General features: G+C 74.3%; 16 protein-coding genes. 4 read left to right on the top strand and 12 right to left on the bottom strand.

Features of this window, described 5'->3' with window-relative positions:
- Positions 1-17: 17 nt before the first annotated feature.
- From MNY62_RS00615 to MNY62_RS25535, 5 genes are all read right to left on the bottom strand, one after another.
- Positions 18-1013 (bottom strand): hypothetical protein, encoded by a 996-nt coding sequence (locus tag MNY62_RS00615; protein WP_242342146.1) that lies wholly within the window; start codon positions 1011-1013, stop codon positions 18-20.
- A gap of 364 nt (positions 1014-1377) precedes the next feature.
- Entirely contained in the window at positions 1378-1833 is a 456-nt protein-coding gene (locus tag MNY62_RS00610) for a GNAT family N-acetyltransferase (protein WP_242342145.1), read from the bottom strand.
- A gap of 34 nt (positions 1834-1867) precedes the next feature.
- Positions 1868-2347 carry a hypothetical protein gene (locus MNY62_RS00605; protein WP_242342144.1) on the bottom strand — a complete coding sequence of 160 codons (480 nt, stop codon included), beginning with the start codon at positions 2345-2347 and terminating at the stop codon, positions 1868-1870.
- Positions 2348-2549: 202 nt separating this feature from the next.
- The gene (locus MNY62_RS00600) at positions 2550-3896 is read right to left on the bottom strand and encodes a sigma-54-dependent transcriptional regulator (RefSeq protein WP_242342143.1); all 1347 of its coding nucleotides are present in this window, start codon (positions 3894-3896) and stop codon (positions 2550-2552) included.
- The gene (locus MNY62_RS25535; protein ID WP_279426187.1) at positions 3871-5169 is read right to left on the bottom strand and encodes an ATP-binding protein; all 1299 of its coding nucleotides are present in this window, start codon (positions 5167-5169) and stop codon (positions 3871-3873) included. The genes MNY62_RS00600 and MNY62_RS25535 overlap by 26 nt, the downstream gene beginning before the upstream one ends.
- A 300-nt stretch (positions 5170-5469) precedes the next feature.
- Here MNY62_RS25535 and MNY62_RS00585 point away from each other — a divergent pair, with 300 nt between their 5' ends.
- The 3 genes from MNY62_RS00585 (at position 5470) to MNY62_RS00575 (ending at position 7124) form a co-directional block, all read left to right on the top strand.
- The gene (locus MNY62_RS00585) at positions 5470-5658 is read left to right on the top strand and encodes a hypothetical protein (protein WP_242342142.1); all 189 of its coding nucleotides are present in this window, start codon (positions 5470-5472) and stop codon (positions 5656-5658) included.
- A gap of 74 nt (positions 5659-5732) precedes the next feature.
- Positions 5733-6362, top strand: a complete 630-nt coding sequence (locus tag MNY62_RS00580; RefSeq protein ID WP_242342141.1) for a hypothetical protein — start codon at positions 5733-5735, stop codon at positions 6360-6362.
- Between the two features lie 198 nt (positions 6363-6560).
- Positions 6561-7124 (top strand): outer membrane beta-barrel protein, encoded by a 564-nt coding sequence (locus MNY62_RS00575; RefSeq protein ID WP_242342140.1) that lies wholly within the window; start codon positions 6561-6563, stop codon positions 7122-7124.
- A gap of 265 nt (positions 7125-7389) precedes the next feature.
- Here MNY62_RS00575 and MNY62_RS00570 read toward each other — a convergent pair whose 3' ends face one another.
- The 7 genes from MNY62_RS00570 to MNY62_RS00540 form a co-directional block, all read right to left on the bottom strand.
- Complete coding sequence (locus MNY62_RS00570) at positions 7390-9333, bottom strand: M3 family metallopeptidase (RefSeq protein ID WP_408628807.1); 1944 nt, start codon at positions 9331-9333, stop codon at positions 7390-7392.
- Positions 9334-9428: 95 nt separating this feature from the next.
- Positions 9429-10427 carry an NAD(P)H-dependent glycerol-3-phosphate dehydrogenase gene (locus MNY62_RS00565; RefSeq protein WP_242342138.1) on the bottom strand — a complete coding sequence of 333 codons (999 nt, stop codon included), beginning with the start codon at positions 10425-10427 and terminating at the stop codon, positions 9429-9431.
- A gap of 206 nt (positions 10428-10633) precedes the next feature.
- Complete coding sequence (locus MNY62_RS00560) at positions 10634-11722, bottom strand: NAD(P)/FAD-dependent oxidoreductase (protein ID WP_242342137.1); 1089 nt, start codon at positions 11720-11722, stop codon at positions 10634-10636.
- Entirely contained in the window at positions 11719-13494 is a 1776-nt protein-coding gene (locus tag MNY62_RS00555) for an AMP-binding protein (protein ID WP_242342136.1), read from the bottom strand. The genes MNY62_RS00560 and MNY62_RS00555 overlap by 4 nt, the downstream gene beginning before the upstream one ends.
- Entirely contained in the window at positions 13491-13772 is a 282-nt protein-coding gene (locus MNY62_RS00550) for an acyl carrier protein (RefSeq protein ID WP_242342135.1), read from the bottom strand. The genes MNY62_RS00555 and MNY62_RS00550 overlap by 4 nt, the downstream gene beginning before the upstream one ends.
- Before the next feature lie 2 nt (positions 13773-13774).
- Complete coding sequence (locus MNY62_RS00545; protein WP_242342134.1) at positions 13775-14848, bottom strand: type III polyketide synthase; 1074 nt, start codon at positions 14846-14848, stop codon at positions 13775-13777.
- Between the two features lie 90 nt (positions 14849-14938).
- The gene (locus MNY62_RS00540; RefSeq protein ID WP_242342133.1) at positions 14939-16504 is read right to left on the bottom strand and encodes a sensor histidine kinase; all 1566 of its coding nucleotides are present in this window, start codon (positions 16502-16504) and stop codon (positions 14939-14941) included.
- 120 nt (positions 16505-16624) lie between these two features.
- Here MNY62_RS00540 and clpB point away from each other — a divergent pair, with 120 nt between their 5' ends.
- Complete coding sequence (clpB, locus tag MNY62_RS00535) at positions 16625-19246, top strand: ATP-dependent chaperone ClpB (protein ID WP_242342132.1); 2622 nt, start codon at positions 16625-16627, stop codon at positions 19244-19246.
- Positions 19247-19534: the final 288 nt, after the last annotated feature.

Genomic DNA, 19534 nt, shown 5'->3' with positions numbered 1-19534 from the left:
CGCGGGCACGCGATCGTTCACGGCACGAGGCGAATCGCATCCCGCCCGCGGAACGGTACGCCGGCGAGCGTGCGACCGGTCAGGACGATGTCCGTCGCGTCGGAGGCGAGCGCGAGGTCGGCGAGCGTGAAGTGGGCCACCACGTCGAGGTCGCCGTCCGCGTCCACGTCCTGGAGCGCCGCCTGGAACGAGCCGTCCGGCAGGCGCGCGATGCCCGCTCCGCCGAGCCGGATCGTGGGCGCGTCGGCGGAGCGCGCGTCGAAGGCCTCGTTCGAGAGGAGCGCGACGGGGAGCGTGCCGCTCGCGCCGGGCTGCACCGGGTTCTCGGCGCTGCCGGGCTTCACGTCGATCGCGATCTCGGCGGGACCGTCGCCGATCTCGACGAGCCCCGGCTCTTCGGGTGGGAAGACGACGGAGCGGTCCGCGTAGCAAGTCGGGCCGAAGTTGCAGATCGGATCGAGCGCGAACAGGCGCAGGTCGAACCGGAAGGCGACGACGTCGTCGCGATCGAGCGCCATGTCTCGCGCATCGCCCGAGGTGAGCGGGTGAGAGAGCTCCATCACGACCTCGGTGCCGTCCGAGCCCGCCGCGGCGGCGCCGTCGACCGTGCCCGGCTCCGGGAAGCCCTCCAGGAGCGCCGTGTCCGCGAGCCCGCACGTCGCGGAGCCTGAGGGATCGCCGGGGCACTTCCAGCGGTAGGCGTCCACGAAGTCGACGGGTTGATAGAGGCCGACCGCCGCGCCGATCACGTCGTCCCCGTCGGCGATCTCTCCGTCCGCGTCGCGGTCGAGCTCCAGCGAGGGATTCGTCGCCCCTCCATACGAGGGGCGCGCGACGAGCACGGCCACGTACAGGTTCACGGCGTCGCTCATCACGAGGAGCGACGCGGGGGTCGTCCCGCCGCCGTCCGCCGGCGGCAGCGCCGCGTCGAAGTCCAGGCGCGCGGCACCGTCCCACTCGCCGGGCGAGATCACCCCGTCGAGGACCGCGGTCCCCTTTCCGCGGACGAGCACGCGGGCGGTCCGCGCACGGGCGCCGTACCACGCCAGCGGTGCCGGCGCCGGGGACGGCTCATTCGTGACCGGGGGTGGAGGGTTGCTGGTGGGATCGGCTGGGTCCGAGGGCGTACCGTCGCCGGGTGGGGGCAGGTCGGCGGCATCACGCGGATCCCGACCCGCCTGTCTGCAGGCCGTCGCGACGAGCACAGCGGCGCAGAGCGCGAGCCAGCGTGTCATGTCTTCCCCCGGGTTCCTCGCGGAGGAGAGCACGGTACCGGCGCGTTCGCGAGCGTTTCGTCGGCACTCGATCGGGGAGCGCATGTGACCTCGAGTGCGACACCGTGCGCGGGCCTGGGAGCGACGTCGCGTGCGGGGCCGGTCAGATCCGCTTCCGCAGCCGCACGCGCGGCTCGCCCGGGCCGTCGTAGGCAGCCCCGGCCTCGCCGGTGAGCAGCTCGAAGCCCATCGCGGCGTGGAACGCGAGCGAGCCCGTGTTCACGGGCGAGGTGACGCCGTGCACCTCGCTCACGCCCAGCGCCCGGACCGCCTCGAAGAACCGCTCGTAGAGCGCGCGGCCCACGCCGGCCGCGCGGAACGCGGGATCGACGCCGACGAAGTGGATGTACGCCTGCTCGCGGTGCGTCTGCGAGCGAAAGCCGGCGAGGAAGCCGGCGAGCTTCCCGTCCGCCTCGGCGGCGAAGCTCGTGGGGCGGAAGTGGACGAAGAAGAGCCGCGGCAGCATGTCCGCCATGCGGCGCCCGCCCCACCAGGCGTCCAGCACGCGGATGATCGGGCCGTAGTCCGCCGGCTCGAGGTGACGGATCGTGAGGGTCATCGGCGCTCTCCCTGGCAACGTGAACGAGCCAGCGCTACGGAGCGCAGAGCCCGCCGCAGTCCGCGCCGCTCGGAGGCGCGCACTCGTCGCGCGGGTCGTCCACGCAGGCGCGGCCGTCCGGGCAACGGATGGCGGCGATCCCGCCGCAGAAGACCGGCGCCACGCAGACGCCGTCGCAGCCCGCGTCGGTGGGGAACGTGCAGCCGTCGCCGGGCAGGTCCACGCACACGAACCCCCCGTGGCACTCGCGCCCGGCCTCCGTGCCGCAGCGCACCCGCGACGGGCACTCACGGATCTCCCAGCCGCACTGCCCGCCGGCGTGCTCGACGCAGCGGCCCGTCGGCCCGCCCGTGCTCCCGTCGGCGCAGATCTGGTTTGGCATGCCGAGGGCGGGGCCGCAGGCGGAGGGATCGCACAGGACCGTGACGCCGTCCGAGCCGGAGTCGAGGTGCTCGCGCTCGGCGGCGCACGCCGCCACGGTGAGGGCGACGAGGACGAGGAGTGAGGTGCGCATGACGCCTCCGAAAGGCCGCGGAACTCGACGGCTCGCATCCTAGCGCAACTACGCTTCGTGCGGATCGAACCGGAGCTACCTCCCGGTCGGGATTGACGGTGCGCGTGGTCGGCTCACGCTCGTCGCCTGGCCCGTCGCGGCTGCCGCGCTGACGATGCGCTCGCCTGGGCAGCGCTCGCGCGCTGAGCGCGAACGAGCCCCGTCACGCGAGGCCGTACTTCTTCAGCCTGTCGATGAACGCAGAGCGGCTCACGCCCAGCCGCCGGGCGGCCTCGGACTGGTTCCCGCCGGTGGCGGCGAGGGCCTTCACGATGAGGCTGCGCTCGACGGCCTCGAGGTGCTCGCGGAGCGACAGGGTCCCTTCGGGCGGAGGCTCCACGTCGGGCTCGTCGGCGCGGACCCCGGGCGCGCGGGCGAAGGCGTCCACCCCGAGCTCGCCGCTCGAGCCGAGCGCGACCATGCGCGCGATCGCGTTCTCGAGCTGGCGCACGTTTCCCGGCCAGTCCGCGGTCCGCAGGACCTCGACCAGCTCGGGCGAGAGGCGCACGTCCTCCATGCCGAACCGCTCCGCGTAGCGCCGCGTGAACTCGGCGGCGAGGGCCGGGATGTCGTCGCGGTGCTCGCGGAGCGGCGGGACCATGAGCTCGACGACCGCGAGCCGGTAGTAGAGGTCCTCGCGGAAGCGCCCGGCGCGGGCCTCCGCCTCCAGGTCGCGGTTCGTGCACGCGACGACGCGCACGTCCACCTTCTCCACGCGGCCGGCGCCCACGGGCTGGATCTCTCCCTCTTGCAGCGCGCGCAGGAGCTTCGCCTGCAGCGCCAGCGGCAGCTCGCCCACCTCGTCGAGGACGAGCGTCCCGCCGTCGGCCTGCGCGAAGAAGCCGCGCCGGGCCTGCGCCGCGCCGGTGAACGCGCCGCGCGCGTGGCCGAACAGCTCGGCCTCGGCGAGCTCCGCCGGGATCGCCGCGCAGTTGAAGCGCACGACCGGCCCCCCCGCGCGCCGGCTCTCGGCGTGGAGCAGCGAGGCGACGAGCTCCTTCCCGGTGCCCGTCTCGCCGCGGACGAGCACGGTGATGTCCTTCGGCGCGAGCCGCCCGACCGCGTCGAGCAGGCGGCGCATGGCGGGCGTCTCCGCGACGAGGCTCTTCCCGATCGCCTTCTCCGCGGTGAGGCGCCGGTTCTGGGTGCGGAGCGCGCGCGCCTCGAGCGCGCGGTCGATGACGAGCGACATCTCCTCGATGTCGTAGGGCTTCGTCACGTACTCGTACGCCCCGGCCTTCATCGCCCGGACCGCGACGCGCTCGGAGCCCTGCGCCGTGAGGAGGACGACCGGGAGGGCCTCGTCCTGCTCGCGGATGGCCTGGACCAGCGCGAGGCCGTCCATCTCCGGCATCGCGTAGTCGGTGACCACGGCGTCCACGCCCTCGAGCCGCTCCAGCGCCTCCTTCCCGGAGCGGGCGAGCACCGGCTCGTGGCCGAGCGACCGGACCAGCTCCTTCAGCGCGTACAGGACGGGCGGGTCGTCATCCACGAGCAGCAAGCGCGCCATCGACACACCTCCCCGTGGGCTCACGCGGGAGGACGGCGGTCGCGACCGTGCCCCGGCCGGGCGCGCTCTCGTACTCGAGCGTGCCGCCGTGCTGGACGAACGCGCCGCGGGCGAGGAGCACGCCGAGCCCGGTCCCCTCGTCACGCGTGGTGAAGAACGGCGTCCCGAGGCGCTCGAGCACCTCCGGCGGCATGCCGCGGCCGGTGTCGCTCACCGCGACCCGCACCTGCCCGTCGCGCTCCCCGATCTCGACCTCCACGTGGCCCTTGCGCGGCGTCGCCTCGATGGCGTTCGCGACGAGGTTCAGGAACGCCTCCTTGAGGCGCCGCGGATCGGCGACGAGGCGGGCGTCGCCGCGCCGCCGGAGCGACACGCCCGCGCTCTCCGCGCGCGCCTCGAGGACTGCCAGGGCGTCGTCCGCCAGCGCGCCGAGCGCGACCGGCTCCGGGCGCAGGGTGTCGAGCGGCCGCGAGAAGGAGAGGTATCCCTGGAGGATCGCCTGGATGCGCTCGACCTCGCCCTCGACCACCTCGAGCCGCTCGCGGATCTCGGGCTCGTTCGCCTCGCGCGCCGAGAGCTGCACGAGCGCCTTGATCGCGCCGAGGGGGTTGCGGAGCTCGTGCGAGAGCTTCGAGCTGAGGAGCTCCAGCTCGCGGGCGCGCTCGAGCGCCTGGCCGGCGATCTCCTCGCGGGAGCGGAAGATCTGGCCGAGGGTCGTCTCGACGGTGCGCGCGAGGAGGGACATGTAGTCGGTGTGCAGCACCACGGACATGACGAGGAAGCCGAGCGCGCTCACGCTGTACAGCGGATCCGGGATGACCGGGCCGATCCAGCCCTGCGGGACGACGACCATCGCGGCGACGAGCACGACCAGCGCCGCGAGCGTGGCGAGCGTCGCCCGGCAGATCCCGCGGCGGATCGTGAACTGCGTCACGGCTCCCATGAGGGCGATGAGGACCGGGCTGTGCAGGCCGCCGGTCATCGCGATGGCGATGACGATGAAGGCGAAGGGCTGGCGCTCGTCGCCCTCGCAGGCGCTCGCGACCCGCTCGCTCACCGCGCGGGCCACGTGCGAGACGAGCAGCGCGACGAGGACCCCCGCGAGCGCCGCGACGCGCCACGCGGGATAGCCGATCACCGCGAGCGCGGCGCAGAACGCCAGCCAGACCGCGTAGAAAGCAGCGAACAGGAACCACCGCGTGCGCTTCCAGCGGCACTCGACGTTGGCGGTGATGACGCGCCTCCAGCGCGCGGCGTCCCCTCGGGCCGGCATGACTCCCTGTGGAGTCGCAAGATCCGGGCCTGGGACGGGGGCAGGAGCGTGCATGGGTTCGCCATCATGCCGCGCCCTCCCGGCCGCCGCCAATGCTGCCGGATTCCCGGACGATCGCCGCCCGGACCTGTTCGCGAAGCCGACACCTGGTCGCGAGCGAGCGCGCCCCGCTCCAGGCGGGCACGCGATCCGCCACCGTGGCACGGGCCGTGTAACGAGGCATACCGCCTGCGTGGCGCCTGCTCCCTCGGCAGCGCGGACGCGGGGCCCGCGAACCTCGGGCATGGAAGGAACGCGATCATGAAGAAGCTGGGGCTCGCGGCGTCGCTGCTGGGACTATCGCTCATCGGCGCGGAGTACAGGAGCGCGATCGCGGACGAGAGCGCGCGTCCGGAGAGCGCGCCCGCGATGCACGGGGCCCGCGCGGCCCGGCCCACCGAGGAGCTCGAGCCCGCAACCCGGGCGATCGGTCCATCCCTGGGCGAGTGAGCGCGAGCGTCCCGGCGCGATCGCCGGAGCACGCGCGGCCGCAGATCCACGACGCGCCTCCGAGGGCAGAGACGATGTCCAGAGCGGTCCGAGCGCTCGCCGCCGCCGCCCTCGCCGGATCCGCGCTCGTCGCCGACGCCCAGGACCTCCAGCGGCGCCCGCCGGACGCGTCCCTCGAGGTGAGGCTCTCGTCGGGCTACGAGCAGGCCTTCGGCGACATCGGCTACGCGGTGCCGTCGCTCGGCGACTACGGCGGGCCGGGCGGGGCGCTCGACCTGACCTTCGCGTGGCGTCCGGCACCGGCGTTCGCGGTCGGCGTCTTCGGGACGGGCGGGCTGTACGCGCGCGGCGGCGCCGCGCCCGAGGGCGCGAGGATCTGGGGCGCCGCCGTGGGAGCGCAGGCGGAGCTCCACATCGCGCCGGACGAGCGCTGGGATCCGTGGATCGCCCTCGGCGCGGCCCTCCGGCGCCACGTCGCGGAGCGCGACGGCGGGACGGAGTCGTACGACGGCCACGAGGTCCTGCGGCTCCGGCTCGGCTGCGACCGGCGCCTCGGCGCGCGCTCGACCGTGGGGCCCGTCATCGCCGTCGCCCTCACGCGGTTCACGCGCCACGTGCGCCCGGGTGGCGGCGCGGAGGACGTGCCGAGCCCGTCGATGGGCCTCTTCGCGTTCGCCGGCCTCTCCGCCACGTTCGACCTCTGATCGCGGTCGCGGCGTCCGCTGTGCGGAGCTCCGACAGCGGCGCGCTCGCGCCTGTCGCCGATCCCGACGCCGCCGCGCGCGGCGATGCCCGCTCGCGACGAATCTCCGGGCGTCTCGGCGCGCGGGCCCAGTGCGCGACGCCGGGCGCGCACCTTGCACCGGGGGCTGGCCATCTCGTTCACTCCAGAGGAGCACTCGATGAAGAAGCTCTTTGTCATCACCGCCGTCGTCATCGGCCTCGCGTCGACCTCCGCGCGCGCCGAGGAGCCCTCGCGGAGGCTCAGCGTCGCGCCGTTCGTCGGCGCGTTCGTCGGGACCGGCGACCAGCGTGACCTGCTCGACGACTCCGTGCTCACCGGCCTCACCGCCACGTACGAGCTGCACCGGTACGTCGCGGTCGTCGGCGCGTTCGGTTGGTCGCCCACGCAGGTGAAGGGGCTCGGCGAGGACCTCGACCTCTTCCAGTACGACCTCGGCCTCCAGGGGCAGTACCCGGTGGCGCTGGCTGACGGCTGGACGCTGAAGCCGTTCCTGGGCGTCGGCGCCGGCGCGCGGACCTACAACTTCCGCGACCTCGACGTGGACGCCGAGACCGACTTCGCGGGCTACGTCTCGGCCGGCGCGAACGTCGAGCGCGGAATGCTCGCCGTCGGCCTCACCGCGCGGGACTACGTCACCGCGTACGACGGCCTCGCCGGCGAGGCCGACTCGACCGCGCGCAACGACCTCGGGCTGTTCGGCTCGGTGAGCGTGAGGTTCTAGCGGCAGCAGCGTCGCAGGCGCAGCAAGGCGCCCACGCGGTCCCCCCTCCCGACCGCGTGGGCGCCGCAGTCTTCGAGCCGAGGCGCATGAACGGGGAGCGTGATTCGCGAACAGGCGAGCGAAGCGAGCCCGCCGGGGCGCCGACGCGGAATCGGCGAACCGATCGCGTTGGCGCAAGGGACCCGGCTGGCGGGGTGGTGCGTCGACTGAATGCGCGCACGAGCGCGCGGAGCTCTGCTCGGCGGGGCGGGGGCGCAGCCCCCGTTCAGGCGTTCAGCCACTGCTCGTATGCGTCGAACGCGTGCGGCCTCCCGAGGAAGTCCTTCACGAGCTCGGCGGCCGGCTTCGAGCCGCCCGCCTCGAGGATCGCCCTGCGGTAGCGGCGGGCCGGCCCCGGGTCCATGAGGCCCTTCTCGCGGAACGGGCCGAACAGGTCCTTCGCGATCACGAGCGACCACATGTACGTGTAGTAGATGGCGGAGTAGCCGTCGAGGTGGCCGAAGGACTCGTGGAAGTAGGTCCCGTCCACGTGACGGAACGGCGTGTAGCGCTCCTGCAGCTCCGCCACGAGCGCGGTCGTGTCGAGCCCCTCGGGATCCCGCCGGTGCAGCTCGAGGCTCGTCGCGGCGTAGAACATCTGCTGCCGCACCATGAGCCCCTTGCCGTACTCGTCGGCGGCCTTCATGCGCCGGACGGCCTCGGCGGGGAGCGTCGCGCCGGTCTCGACGTGGCGCGCGAAGCCGGCGAGCACGCCGGGATCCCACACCCACTCCTCGAGCATCTGCGAGGGCGCCTCGACGAAGTCCCACTCGGTGGCGACGCCCGACTGCCCCGCCCAGCGTGTGTGGCCGCCGAGGACGTGGTGGAGCAGGTGGCCGAACTCGTGGAAGAACGTCTTCACGTCCCCGTGCTCCATGAGCGCGGGCGCGCCGCCCTGCGGGCGGGGGAAGTTGCAGACGAGGACGCCCTCCGGCAGCTGCCGCCCGGCCTGGCCGGAGGCGAGCGTGAACTGCGCGTAGTGCTTGTACTTGCCGTCGCGCGGGTGCATGTCGAGGTAGACGCGGCCGAGGGGCTTCTCGCCCTCGACGACGTCGTACGCCTCGACCTCCGCGTGCCAGACCTGCGCGTCGGGCACGCGGCGGTACTCGATGCCGAACAGCCGCCCCGTGACGTCGAGGACGCCCTCCTTCACGCGGGCGTAGTCGAGGTAGGGCCGCACCGACTGAGAGTCGAAGCCGTACTGCTCGGCCTTCACGCGCTCCTGCAGCCAGGCGCTGTCCCACGGCTCGACGCGCTCGGCGCCCGGGACGTCCTCGCGCTTGCGGGCGAGGAGCTGCCCGAAGTCGCGGCGCATCCGCGGCTCGGCGGCGCGCGCGATCTTCTCGACGAACTCGGCGGCGGCGCGGTCGCTGCCGATCATCTTGTCCTCGGTGACGTACGCGGCCCAGCTCTCGTAGCCGAGGAGCCGCGCGAGCTCGGCGCGGCGCGAGAGCATCCGCGCGAGGACGTCGAGGTTCTTCGGGTGGCCGCGCAGCCGGTAGAGGCGCCAGAGCGCCTCGCGGGCCCGCTCGCTCCGCGCGTACGTCATGAACGGCACGTAGTCGGTGTTGTCGGTCGTGACGACGACCTTGCCGCTCGGGCCGGGCGCGTGCGCGCGCCGCCAGTCCTCCGGCAGCCCGTCGAGGTCCGTCGGCTCGAGCTCGATCCGCCGCACGTCGTCCTTGATGTTCCGCCCGAACTCCTGGCCGATCCGGACGAGCTCCTCGCGGAGGGCCCGGACGCGCGTGCGGGTCGCCTCGTCGCGATCGACGCCCGCGCGGCGGAAGTCGCGCAGGCTCTTCTGGAGGTAGTAGCGGGTCGCCCCGTCCTCCGCGGAGACGTCGAGCGCCGCGAGCGCGTCGTAGAGTCCGCGGTCGAGCGAGAGCTCGGTCGAGAGCGCGTCGATCTCCTGCTCCGAGCGCTCGGCGGCGTCGCGCATGCGCGGGTCCGGGTGCACGTTGCGGGCGAGGCTCGCGCGCGAGGCGGCGTCGGAGAGCGCGCCGAAGGCGGCGTCGAAGGCGGCGAGCGCCGCCGGCGCGGCGCGCGGAGGGGACATCGCCTTCAGCCGGTCGGCCTCGGCGCGGGCGCGATCCATGTCGCGGCGGCAGCCGCGCTCGAACTCGTCGGGGGTCCCGCACAGCGCGCGGGAGGCGTCGGGGCTCATTGGCATAGGGTAAGGGAGGCGCCGGCCGGACGCACGAAGGCGGCGCTCCCGCCCGCACCGCGGCCGCGGCGAGGGCGGGGCGGCGGCGCCCGGCCGGTCAGTCACATTTCCGGCTTCGTCTCGCGCATCATGATCGCCGTGACCGCGTCGCGCGGCGGGACGCCCTCGTAGAGGACCCGGTACACGGTGTCCGTGATGGGCATGTCGACGCCGAGCCGCCGCGCGAGGTCGCGCGCGCTCTTGGCGTTGCGGACGCCCTCGGCGACCTGACCGAGGTCCTTCTGGATCTGCTCGGCGGTCTTCCCGGCGGCGAGCCCGCGCCCCACGGTGCGGTTGCGCGACAGGTCCGACGAGCAGGTGAGCACGAGGTCGCCGAGCCCGGAGAGCCCGGAGAGCGTGAGCGGGTTCGCCCCCTTGCGGACCGCGAGGCGGGTGATCTCGGCGAGGCCGCGGGTGATGAGCGCCGCGAGGGCGTTCGCGCCGAACTCGAGGCCGTCGGAGATGCCGGCGGCGATCGCGACCACGTTCTTCACGCAGCCGCCGATCTCGGCCCCGACGACGTCGCTCGAGGTGTACGGACGGAAGGTGCGCGTGTGGAACGCGTCCTGCACCTGCTTCGCCACCCGATCCCAGCGCGCCGCCACGGTCACCGCCGTGGGGAGCCCCTTCGCGACCTCCTTCGCGAAGGACGGGCCGGAGAGCACCGCGATGTACGGGTGGAGCGGCACGGGCAGGACGTCCTCGAGCACCTCGCTCATGGTCATGAGCGTGTCGAGCTCGATGCCCTTCGCGACGCAGACCACCGGCGTGCCGGCGTGCACGTGGCGCTTGGCCTCGATGGCCACCTGGCGCACCGCGTGCGAGGGCACGGCGACGACCACCAGCTCAGCCCCCTCGAGCGCCCGGGCGATGTCGGGGGTGGCGAGGAGCGCGGGCGGCAGCGGCGTGCCAGGGAGGTAGCGGTCGTTGCGGTGGTTCTTGGCGATGTCGTCGATGATGGCGTGGTCCTTGTCCCACGTCGTGACGGTGTACCCCTTGGACGCGAGGAGCGAGGCCAGCGCGGTGCCCCAGGAGCCGGCGCCGAGGACGGTGCAGCGCATGATGAGCCCTCCTTGCGGCGGATGGTATGCCGCGGGTGGCCCGACGGACGCCGGGAACTCCGGGGCCCGCGGGGACGGGGGACATACCCCGAACGCGGCGCACCGTCGAGGTGGCGACCGGGCGCCGCGGGGTGGGCGCGGCGCCGGGGGACTCCCGCCGCCCGACCAGGCGCTCGTGGTGTGCACGTCTCGAGGCCCGCCGGAGGCTACCCCACGGCCAGCCGGACCGCCCGCTCGAACGCCGCCGGGCGGGAGGCGGCCAGCGCGAGCATCCGGTGCCGGAGCGCCGGGCGCCGCGTCAGGCCGAGCACGATCCGCGTCCACGCCCAGTACGGGACGAACCGGCGCCGCCAGGCGCGCTCGTACGGCGCGAGCGCCGCGCGCGTCGCACCCTCGCCGAGCGCGGCCGGCAGGAGCGCCGCGAGCTCGATCGCGCAGCCGAACGCGAGGGAGAGCCCCTCCCCCGTGACCGCGTCGAGGTAGCCCGCGGCGTCGCCGAGCAGCACGAGCCGGTCGGCGATCCGCGCGCGCGCCCGCCGCGCGAGCGGCCCCGCGCCACGCGGCGCGGTGATCGCGGACGCCCCCTCGAGCAGGTGCGCGAGGGCGGGGAAGCGGGCGAGGAGCGCCTCGAACTCGACCGGCCCCTGACGCTCGAACAGGAAGGCGACGCAGACCCGCTGGGCGCCCACCGGCGTCACGTAGGCCTCCGCGCCCGGGCCGAAGTGCACCTCCACCGCCTCCGCCCAGGGCGGGACGGCGAAGTGGCGCCGTACGCCGTAGCGGGCGGGACCGCTCGCGGGGAGCTCGAGCCCCTCGCGACGGCGCACCGCGGAGGCGAGCCCGTCGGCCGCGACGAGCACCTTGCCGGCGACGTCGCCCGCGGAGGAGAGCGCCCACATCCGGTCGCCCTCGCGCCGGTGGCCGTGTACCTCGGCCTGGACGAGCTCCGCGCCCGCCTCGCGCGCCCGCGCAGAGAGCGCTGCCGAGAGCGCGGTCCGGCGCACGCCGAGCCCGCCCGGCTCCGGGAGCCTGAGCCGCGCCGCGTCGCGCCGCTCGATCCACCGGATCTCGCGGATCGCCGCGGCGTGCTCCGGGTCGAGCCGGCCGGTGACCCCCAGGGTCGCGAGCGCCCGCACGCCGGCCGGGAGGATCCCCTCCCCGCACGCCTTGTCCACCGGCCCCTCGCGCTTCTCGAGCACCGTCACCGAGAGCCCCCTCCGCGCCGCCGCGATGGCGAAGGCGAGCCCCGCCGGGCCGCCGCCGACCACCACCGCGTCGCGCAGGGAACCGCTCACGCGGGCCGCCGCCGCGCGCGGGCCTGGACGAGGGCGAGCTCTCCGCGCACGAGCTCGAGCGCGAGCCGGAGCGCAGTCACCCGGCGTGGCGGCGCGAGCGCGCCCGCGAGGAAGCGCCGCAGGGCCTCCTGGCGCCGCAGCTTGCCGGAGGAGGTGCGCGGGAGCGTGCCGGGCTCGAGGAGGCGCACCGTGTGCGGCGCGATCCCCGTCCGCTCGAGCACCGCGCGCCTGATCTCCGTCTCGGTCGCCGCGTCGTCCGGAGCGCCGCGCGCGCGCTCGGCGAGGATGGCGAGCGCCTCACCGCCGTCGCCATTCTCCTCGCCGCCGGGGACGAAGCCGACCGCCACGGCGCAGCCCGGCCGGACCGCTCCGACGCCGAGGAGCGCCGCCTCGAACTCGTCGGGGGCGTGGTTCGCGCCGCGCACGATGACCACGTCCTTCGCCCGCCCGTGCACGTACAGCTCGCCCCCGAGCGAGAACCCGAGGTCGCCCGTGTCGAGCCAGCCGCCCGCGAGCGCGCGCCGCGTCGCGGCCGGATCGCCGAGGTATCCCTGCATGAGCGACGGCCCGCGCACGAACACGCGCCCGAGCCGTCCCTCCCCGGCGAGCGCGCCGTCCTCGCCGCGGATCTCCACCTCGACGCCGGCGATGGGCGAGCCGACCGAGACGAGCTCGCGCGGACCGTCCGCGACGGTGCCGTCGCGCGCGAGGCGCGCGGGATCGATCCGGTGCCCCTCGAGCGGCCGCCCGCGCGGGCTCCACGCCACCGCGAGCGCCGCCTCGGAGAGCCCGTAGACGGGGACGAGCGCGGCGGGGTCGAGGCCGTGCGGCGCGAAGCGCGCCGCGAACCTTCGCATCGCGTCCGCCGAGACCGGCTCGGCGCCGTCGAGCGCGAGGCGCCAGCTCCCGAGGGACAGGCCGGCGAGGTCGGCGTCCTTCACGCGGTCCGCGCAGTACGCGTAGGCGAAGCTCGGCGCGACCGAGATCGTGCCGCGGTGACGCGCGATGGCGCGGAGCCAGAGCGCGGGCCGCGCGAGGAAGTGCTCGGGCGCGATGAGCACGAGCCGGCCCGGGTAGCTCATCGCGGCGAGCAGGCAGCCGATGAGCCCCATGTCGTGGTAGAGCGGCAACCAGGAGACGAGCGCGTCGTTCGCGTCGGGCCGGACCCGCTCGAAGAGCGCGTCGATCTGGGCCTCGAGCGCGGCGTGGGTGAGCGCGACGGGCTTCGGATCCACCGTCGAGCCGGACGAGAACTGCACGAGCGCGAGCGCGTCGGGCGGGGGCGCGCGCGCGAGCCGACCGGTCTCGCGCAGGCACTCCGCCGCGTCGGCACAGCCGAGCGGCGGCGCGGCCCGGGCGATCGCGCCGCCGAGGAGGCGCCGCACCGCGCCCGAGGAGACGACGAGCCGCGCGCCCGACACCTCCAGCATCCGCGCGGTCTGCGCGAGGTACTCCTCCATGCGGCCGAGCCGCACCGGCGGATAGAGCGGCACCGGCACCGCCCCCGCGAGCCACGCCCCGAAGAACACGTCCAGGAAGGCGGGCTCGGTGCGGAGCACGATCGCGACCCGGTCGCCCGGGGCGACGCCGCGCGCCGCGAGCCCGGCGGCGGCCCGCTCCGCGCGGGCGACGACGTCGGCCCAGGAGAGCGTGCGCTCCCGCTCGTGGAGATCGACGAACGTGACGCCGCTCGGGTGGCCCACCGCCGCGCGCAGCGCGTGCGCGAGCGTCCGGAAGCGCGGCGCGGGCGCCGGGGGACCCACGAGCCTCACCGGGCCGGCTCCGGCGCGGTGGAGGGGATGAGCGCCGCGTCCGCGCGCGCCGCCACGAGGCGGGCCAGGTCCGCGAGCGTGCGGGTCCCGGCCGCGTCGTCGTCCTCGAGGACGATCCGGAAGCGGTCCTCCACCGCGACGACGAGCGAGAGGAGCTGGAGCGAGTCGAGCGCGCCCGCGAGCGAGGCGTCGGGCGCGGGGGTGGCGTCGCCCAGCCGGAGCTCGTCGCGCGCGATGCGGAGGATCTCGTACGCCACCAGGGCTTCACGTTCCGTCATGGTCACCACCGGAGGAGGACGAGCTCGGCCGAGAAGCCCGGGCCCATCGCGGCGAGGAGGCCGAGGTCTCCCGGGCGGGCCTCCCCCGAGTCGAGCAGGTCGCCGAGGACGAAGAGCACCGACGCGGAGGAGAGGTTGCCGACCTCCTGGAGCGAGCGGAAGGAACGGGCGAGCGCCGCCTCGGGCAGGTCGAGCGCGCGGCGGAACGCCTCGAGCACCTTCGGCCCGCCGGTGTGGGCGATGAAGTGCCGAACGTCGCCGCGCGCGAGCCCGTTCGCCGCGAGGAAGCGATCGACGTCTCCGCCCACGTTCGCCTGGATCACCTCCGGCACCTTCGCCGAGAGCACCACCTTGAAGCCGCTGTCGCCGACGTCCCACCCCATCACCCACTCCGTGTCCGGGTAGAAGACCGAGCGGGTCGCGAGGACGCGCGGCGCGTGGCCGGGCGCCGGAGCGCGCTCACCGCCCTGGAGCACCACCGCCGCCGCGCCGTCGCCGAACAGACCGGTCGCGATGACGTTCGCGATGGAGGTGTCCTCGCGCTGGAGGGTGAGCGAGCAGAGCTCGACCGAGACGAGCACCGCGACCTCTCCGGGGAACGCGCGCAGCGCGTCGGAGGCCCGGGCGAGCCCCGCCGCGCCCGCCATGCAGCCCAGGCCGAAGATCGGGGTTCGCTTCACCGCGGGCGAGATCCCCAGCCGGTTCACGAGCTTCGCGTCGAGCGAGGGCGTGGAGACGCCGGTGACGGTCACGAAGTAGAGATGATCGACCTCGCGAGGGGTGACGCCCGCGCGCGAGAGCGCCTCCGACACGGCCGCCGCGCCGAGCTCGCTCCCCACCCGGATGAACGCGTCGTTCGTCTTCTGGAACGAGTCGAGCGCCGGGTACTCGGTGAGCGGTAGGGCGAGGTGGCGGCCGCCCACCCGCGCGGCGCGGTGCAGGTCGGCGAGCCGCTCGATGTTGAAGTGGCGCGCGCCCCAGAACGCGGACAGGGCCGCGATGAGCGTCTCCTGGTCCACGAAGTTCGGGGGCAGCGCACGGCCGACGGAGAGGATCGCGGGGGGCGTGCTCGTCATGTGGTTCCGGGGTGCCAGCGGCAGGCATGTGACCCCGCGCGCACGGCCGCAAGGTCCGGCCGGGGGCCGTGGCGCCCGGACGCAGCGCCGTCAGCCGGGCGTCGCGACGGGCAGCGTGAAGCTGAAGGTGCTGCCCTCTCCGGGAGCGCTCACGAGCTCGACCCTGCCGCCGTGTGCCTCCACGAGCCGCCGCACGATGTAGAGCCCGAGGCCGAGCCCGTCGGATTCGCGCCCAGGGCCTCGCACGTAGCGCTGGAAGATCCGCTCGTGGTCATCCGGGGCGAGCCCGGGCCCCTCGTCCGCGACGGAGATCCGCACGAGCCCGCCGTCCCGCGCAGCGCTCACGACGACGCGACCGGCCGTGTGCTTGAGCGCGTTGCCGACGAGGTTCACCAGGATCCGGTCGAGCCGGTCGGGATCGGCGTGCACCGGCGGCAGCCCGTCCGGCACGGCGAGCTCGAGGCGGGCGGGGTCGAACACGCCGCGGGTGAGATCGATCGCCTCCGCCACGAACGCGCGCACGTCGACGGGGGCGAGCTGGAGCGCGAGCATGGCGCCGCTCTCGAGCCGCGCCGAGTCCGCGAGGTCGCGCAGCATCCGCTCCATGCGCCGGCCCGCGACGGCGATGTCGCGCGCGGCCTTCTCGGCGGTCCCAGGCTTTTCCCCGTGGCGCCCGAGGAGCTGCGCCTTGAGCAGCACGATCTGGAGCGGGTTGCGCAGGTCGTGCGAGACGGCGCGGAGCAGGTCCTCGCGGCTCTCCTGTGTCGCGCGGAGCTCGGCGATCGTGACCTGGAGCTCGTTCTCGATGTGGCCCCGGAGCGCGACGAGCTCGCGGTGCGGCGCCACGACCGCGCCCACGAACAGCGCGCGGAAGATGAGGAAGAAGGTGAGCACGAGGTACGCGTGCCCGAGCACGTGGACGGGATCGAAGGGGCGCGCGTAGAGGGTGAGGGAGAGCTCCGAGAGGACGGTGACCGCGAGCGCCGCCGCGAGCGTACGGGCGCCCCGGTCGCCGGCGCGGGAGGCGCGGTGATGGAGGAGAGCGCCCGCGAGCGCCACCGCCGCGACGAGGATCTCGAGCCCGACCTTCAGGGACGTGAGCCCGCGTCCCTCGACGTAGAAGACGGCGCGGTCGCCCGGCAGGCTCACGTCGAGCGCGACGAACGCCGCGACCGCGATGAGGTGGGGGGCGAGCAGGCGCACCCTCCCCGGCTGCGCGCTCATCGCGCCCGGCGGGACGCGGGCCACCCAGACGAGCGTGCCGACCGTCCAGAGCCGCGCCAGGAACCAGTAGTAGATCCCCCGCTCGGTCGTTCCCGGGCCCGCGAAGCCGGGGAGGCCCGGAAAGGTGAGCAGGTGCAGCGCCTCGAAGAGCCCCACCGCCAGGAACGCCGGGCCGATCACCTGCGCGCGCGCCTCAGGGAACTCGCGCGCCGCGAACCACTGCACGCCGAAGATGGCGAACGCCACGCCCACCACGAGCAGCTCGAGGATGGTGTGGACGGGGAGGTACTGGTTCGCGAGGAGCGGCTCGTGCAGCGCCGGGAGCGCGAGGAGGACGGCGAGCGGCGCTGCGAGCGCGCCGAGCCACGCGAGCCGCAGCCCGGACGAGGCGGTGGGCGATCGCGAGGTCGCGCGCAGGGTCAGCTCGTTCAAGACAGGGCCCCCCTCCCCGGGCGAGCCTTCAATCTACACGAGCGCCGGTGCGGCCATTCCGCCTTTCAGGCGGGCTGGCGCGCTGCTTGCCAAGCCCCCCCGCGGTCTTACGTTCGCGCAATGCGAATGGAAAAGCTCACCGTGAAGGCCCAGGAGGCGCTCGCCGCCGCGCAGAGCGAGGCGCGCCGCCGCGACCACCAGGCCATCGACGTCGAGCACCTCGTGCTCGCCCTCCTCTCCCAGCCGGAGGGGACCGCGGCGCCGATCCTCGAGAAGATCGGCGCGGAGCCCTCGCTCGTCGCCTCGCGCGTCGAGGACGAGCTGCGCACGGTCCCCAAGGTCTCCGGCGCGGAGCCCTACCTCGCGAACCGGCTCGCGAAGCTCGTCGACCGGGCCGAGGACGCCGCGAAGAGGCTCAAGGACGAGTACGTCTCGACCGAGCACCTCCTGCTCGCCGCCGCCGAGGAGAAGACCGGCGCGGGCGAGGCGCTGCGCGCCTCCGGGGCGAGCGCCGACCGGATCCGCGCCGCGCTCCAGGACGTGCGCGGCGGGGCGCGCGTGACGTCGCCCGAGGCCGAGAGCCAGTACCGCGCGCTCGAGAAGTACACGAAGGATCTCACCGCGCTCGCGAAGGCGGGCAAGCTCGACCCGGTGGTGGGGCGCGACGACGAGATCCGCCGCGTCATCCAGATCCTCTCCCGCCGCACGAAGAACAACCCCGTGCTCGTCGGCGACCCGGGCGTCGGCAAGACCGCCATCGTCGAGGGGCTCGCTCGCCGCATCGTGGACGGCGACGTGCCGGAGGGGCTCAAGGGCAAGCGGCTCCTGGCCCTCGACCTCGGCGCGATGGTGGCCGGCGCGAAGTACCGCGGCGAGTTCGAGGAGCGGCTGAAGGGCGTCCTCAAGGAGGTCGTCGACTCCGAGGGCGAGATCGTCCTCTTCATCGACGAGATGCACACGCTCGTGGGCGCCGGCGCCGCCGAGGGCGCGATGGACGCGGGCAACATGCTGAAGCCCGCCCTCGCGCGCGGCGAGCTGCACGCCATCGGCGCGACCACCGTCAACGAGTACCGCAAGCACGTCGAGAAGGATCCCGCCCTCGAGCGGCGCTTCCAGCCGGTGTTCGTGGGCGAGCCGTCGGTCGCCGACACCATCTCGATCCTGCGCGGCCTCAAGGATCGCTACGAGCTGCACCACAAGGTCCGCATCCAGGACGCGGCGCTCGTGGAGGCGGCGCGGCTCAGCCACCGCTACATCACCGATCGCTTCCTCCCCGACAAGGCGATCGACCTCGTGGACGAGGCGGCCAGCCGGCTGCGCATCGAGATCGACTCGATGCCCACCGAGGTGGACGAGGTGCGGCGCCGCATCGCCCAGCTCGAGATCGAGCGGCAGGGGCTGCAGAAGGAGCAGGACGAGGCCTCGCGCCACCGGCTCGGGCAGGTGGAGAAGGAGCTCGCCGCGCTCAACGAGGAGTTCGCGCGCCTGAAGAGCCGCTGGGACGCGGAGAAGTCGGTCATCCAGGAGCTCGCGCAGGCGAAGCAGGAGATCGACGCGCTGAAGCAGGAGCAGACCAAGGCGGAGCGCGAGGCGAACTTCCAGAAGGCGGCCGAGATCAAGTTCGGCCGGCTCCCGGAGGTGGAGCGGCGCGTGGCGGGCCTCCAGGAGCGGCTCGCGGGCCTGCAGCGCGAGGGCGCGATGCTGAAGGAGGAGGTCACGCCCGAGGAGATCGCCGAGGTGGTCTCCAAGTGGACCGGCATCCCGGTCTCGAAGCTCATGGAGGGCGAGATCGAGAAGCTCCTCGGCATGGAGGACCGGCTGCGGGAGCGCGTCGTCGGCCAGGACGAGGCAGTGCAGGCGGTCTCGGCGGCGGTGCGCCGCGCGCGCTCCGGGCTGCAGGATCCGAACCGGCCGATCGGCTCGTTCATCTTCCTTGGACCCACCGGCGTCGGGAAGACGGAGACCGCCCGCGCGCTCGCCGAGTTCCTGTTCGACGACGAGAGCGCGATGGTCCGGCTCGACATGAGCGAGTACATGGAGAAGCACGCCGTGTCGCGGCTCATCGGCGCGCCCCCGGGCTACGTCGGCTACGAGGAGGGCGGCCAGCTCACCGAGGCGGTCCGCCGCCGGCCGTACGCGGTGATCCTCTTCGACGAGATCGAGAAGGCGCATCACGACGTCTTCAACGTGCTCCTCCAGATCCTCGACGACGGCCGGCTCACCGACGGCCAGGGGCGCACCGTCGACTTCCGGAACGCGGTCGTCATCATGACGTCCAACATCGGCTCGCAGGAGATCCAGCGCCTCGCCGGCCGCCCCGGCGCCGACGTCTCGGCGATCCGCGAGGCGGCGCTCGAGAACCTGCGCGCCGAGTTCCGGCCGGAGTTCCTGAACCGGGTGGACGAGATCGTCGTGTTCCGCCCGCTCAGCCGCGAGCACGTGGGGCGCATCGTGGAGATCCAGCTCGCGCGCCTGCGCAAGCTGCTCGAGGAGCGGCGGATCACGATCGAGCTCTCGCCCGCCGCGCGCGAGGCGATCGCCGACGCGGGCTACGACCCGGTCTACGGGGCGCGCCCGCTGAAGCGCGCCATCCAGCGGATGATCCAGGACCCGCTCGCGACGAAGCTCCTGCGCGGTGAGTTCAAGGCCGGCGACCACGTCGTGGTGGACGAGGGGCCGGACGGGAACATCACGTTCGCGAAGGGTGCCCGCGCCGTCGAGGGCGAGGTGGTGGTGCACTAGGCCTCCCGGGTGCGCCCGGTGGCGACGGGCCGCGGGCCGGGGGAGGGCGCGCGACGGGTGAAGCCTTGGCGGCTCCGGACGCCCCTCGGCGAGGTCACCCGGAGCCTCGGCGGTGCGGACGGCAGCCCGAGCGTACGCAAGCACGGCGTCGCCACGGGGTGGCGCCTGCATGCCGGCCGCACGAGCGGGCGCTCGTGTCACTCGCTCTGGAGGGCCACACATGCCCAGTCGATCGCACGTTGAACGCGCTATCGTGCGGTCGCACGATCAGGGGGACGGTGTCGCTTC

Origin of the sequence: Anaeromyxobacter terrae (genome assembly GCF_022690685.1) — a bacterium.
In the GTDB taxonomy this organism is placed as follows: Bacteria; Myxococcota; Myxococcia; order Myxococcales; family Anaeromyxobacteraceae; genus Anaeromyxobacter; species Anaeromyxobacter terrae.
Note: the sequence above shows the minus strand (reverse complement) of the source record. Positions and strands in the feature narration are given on the sequence as shown.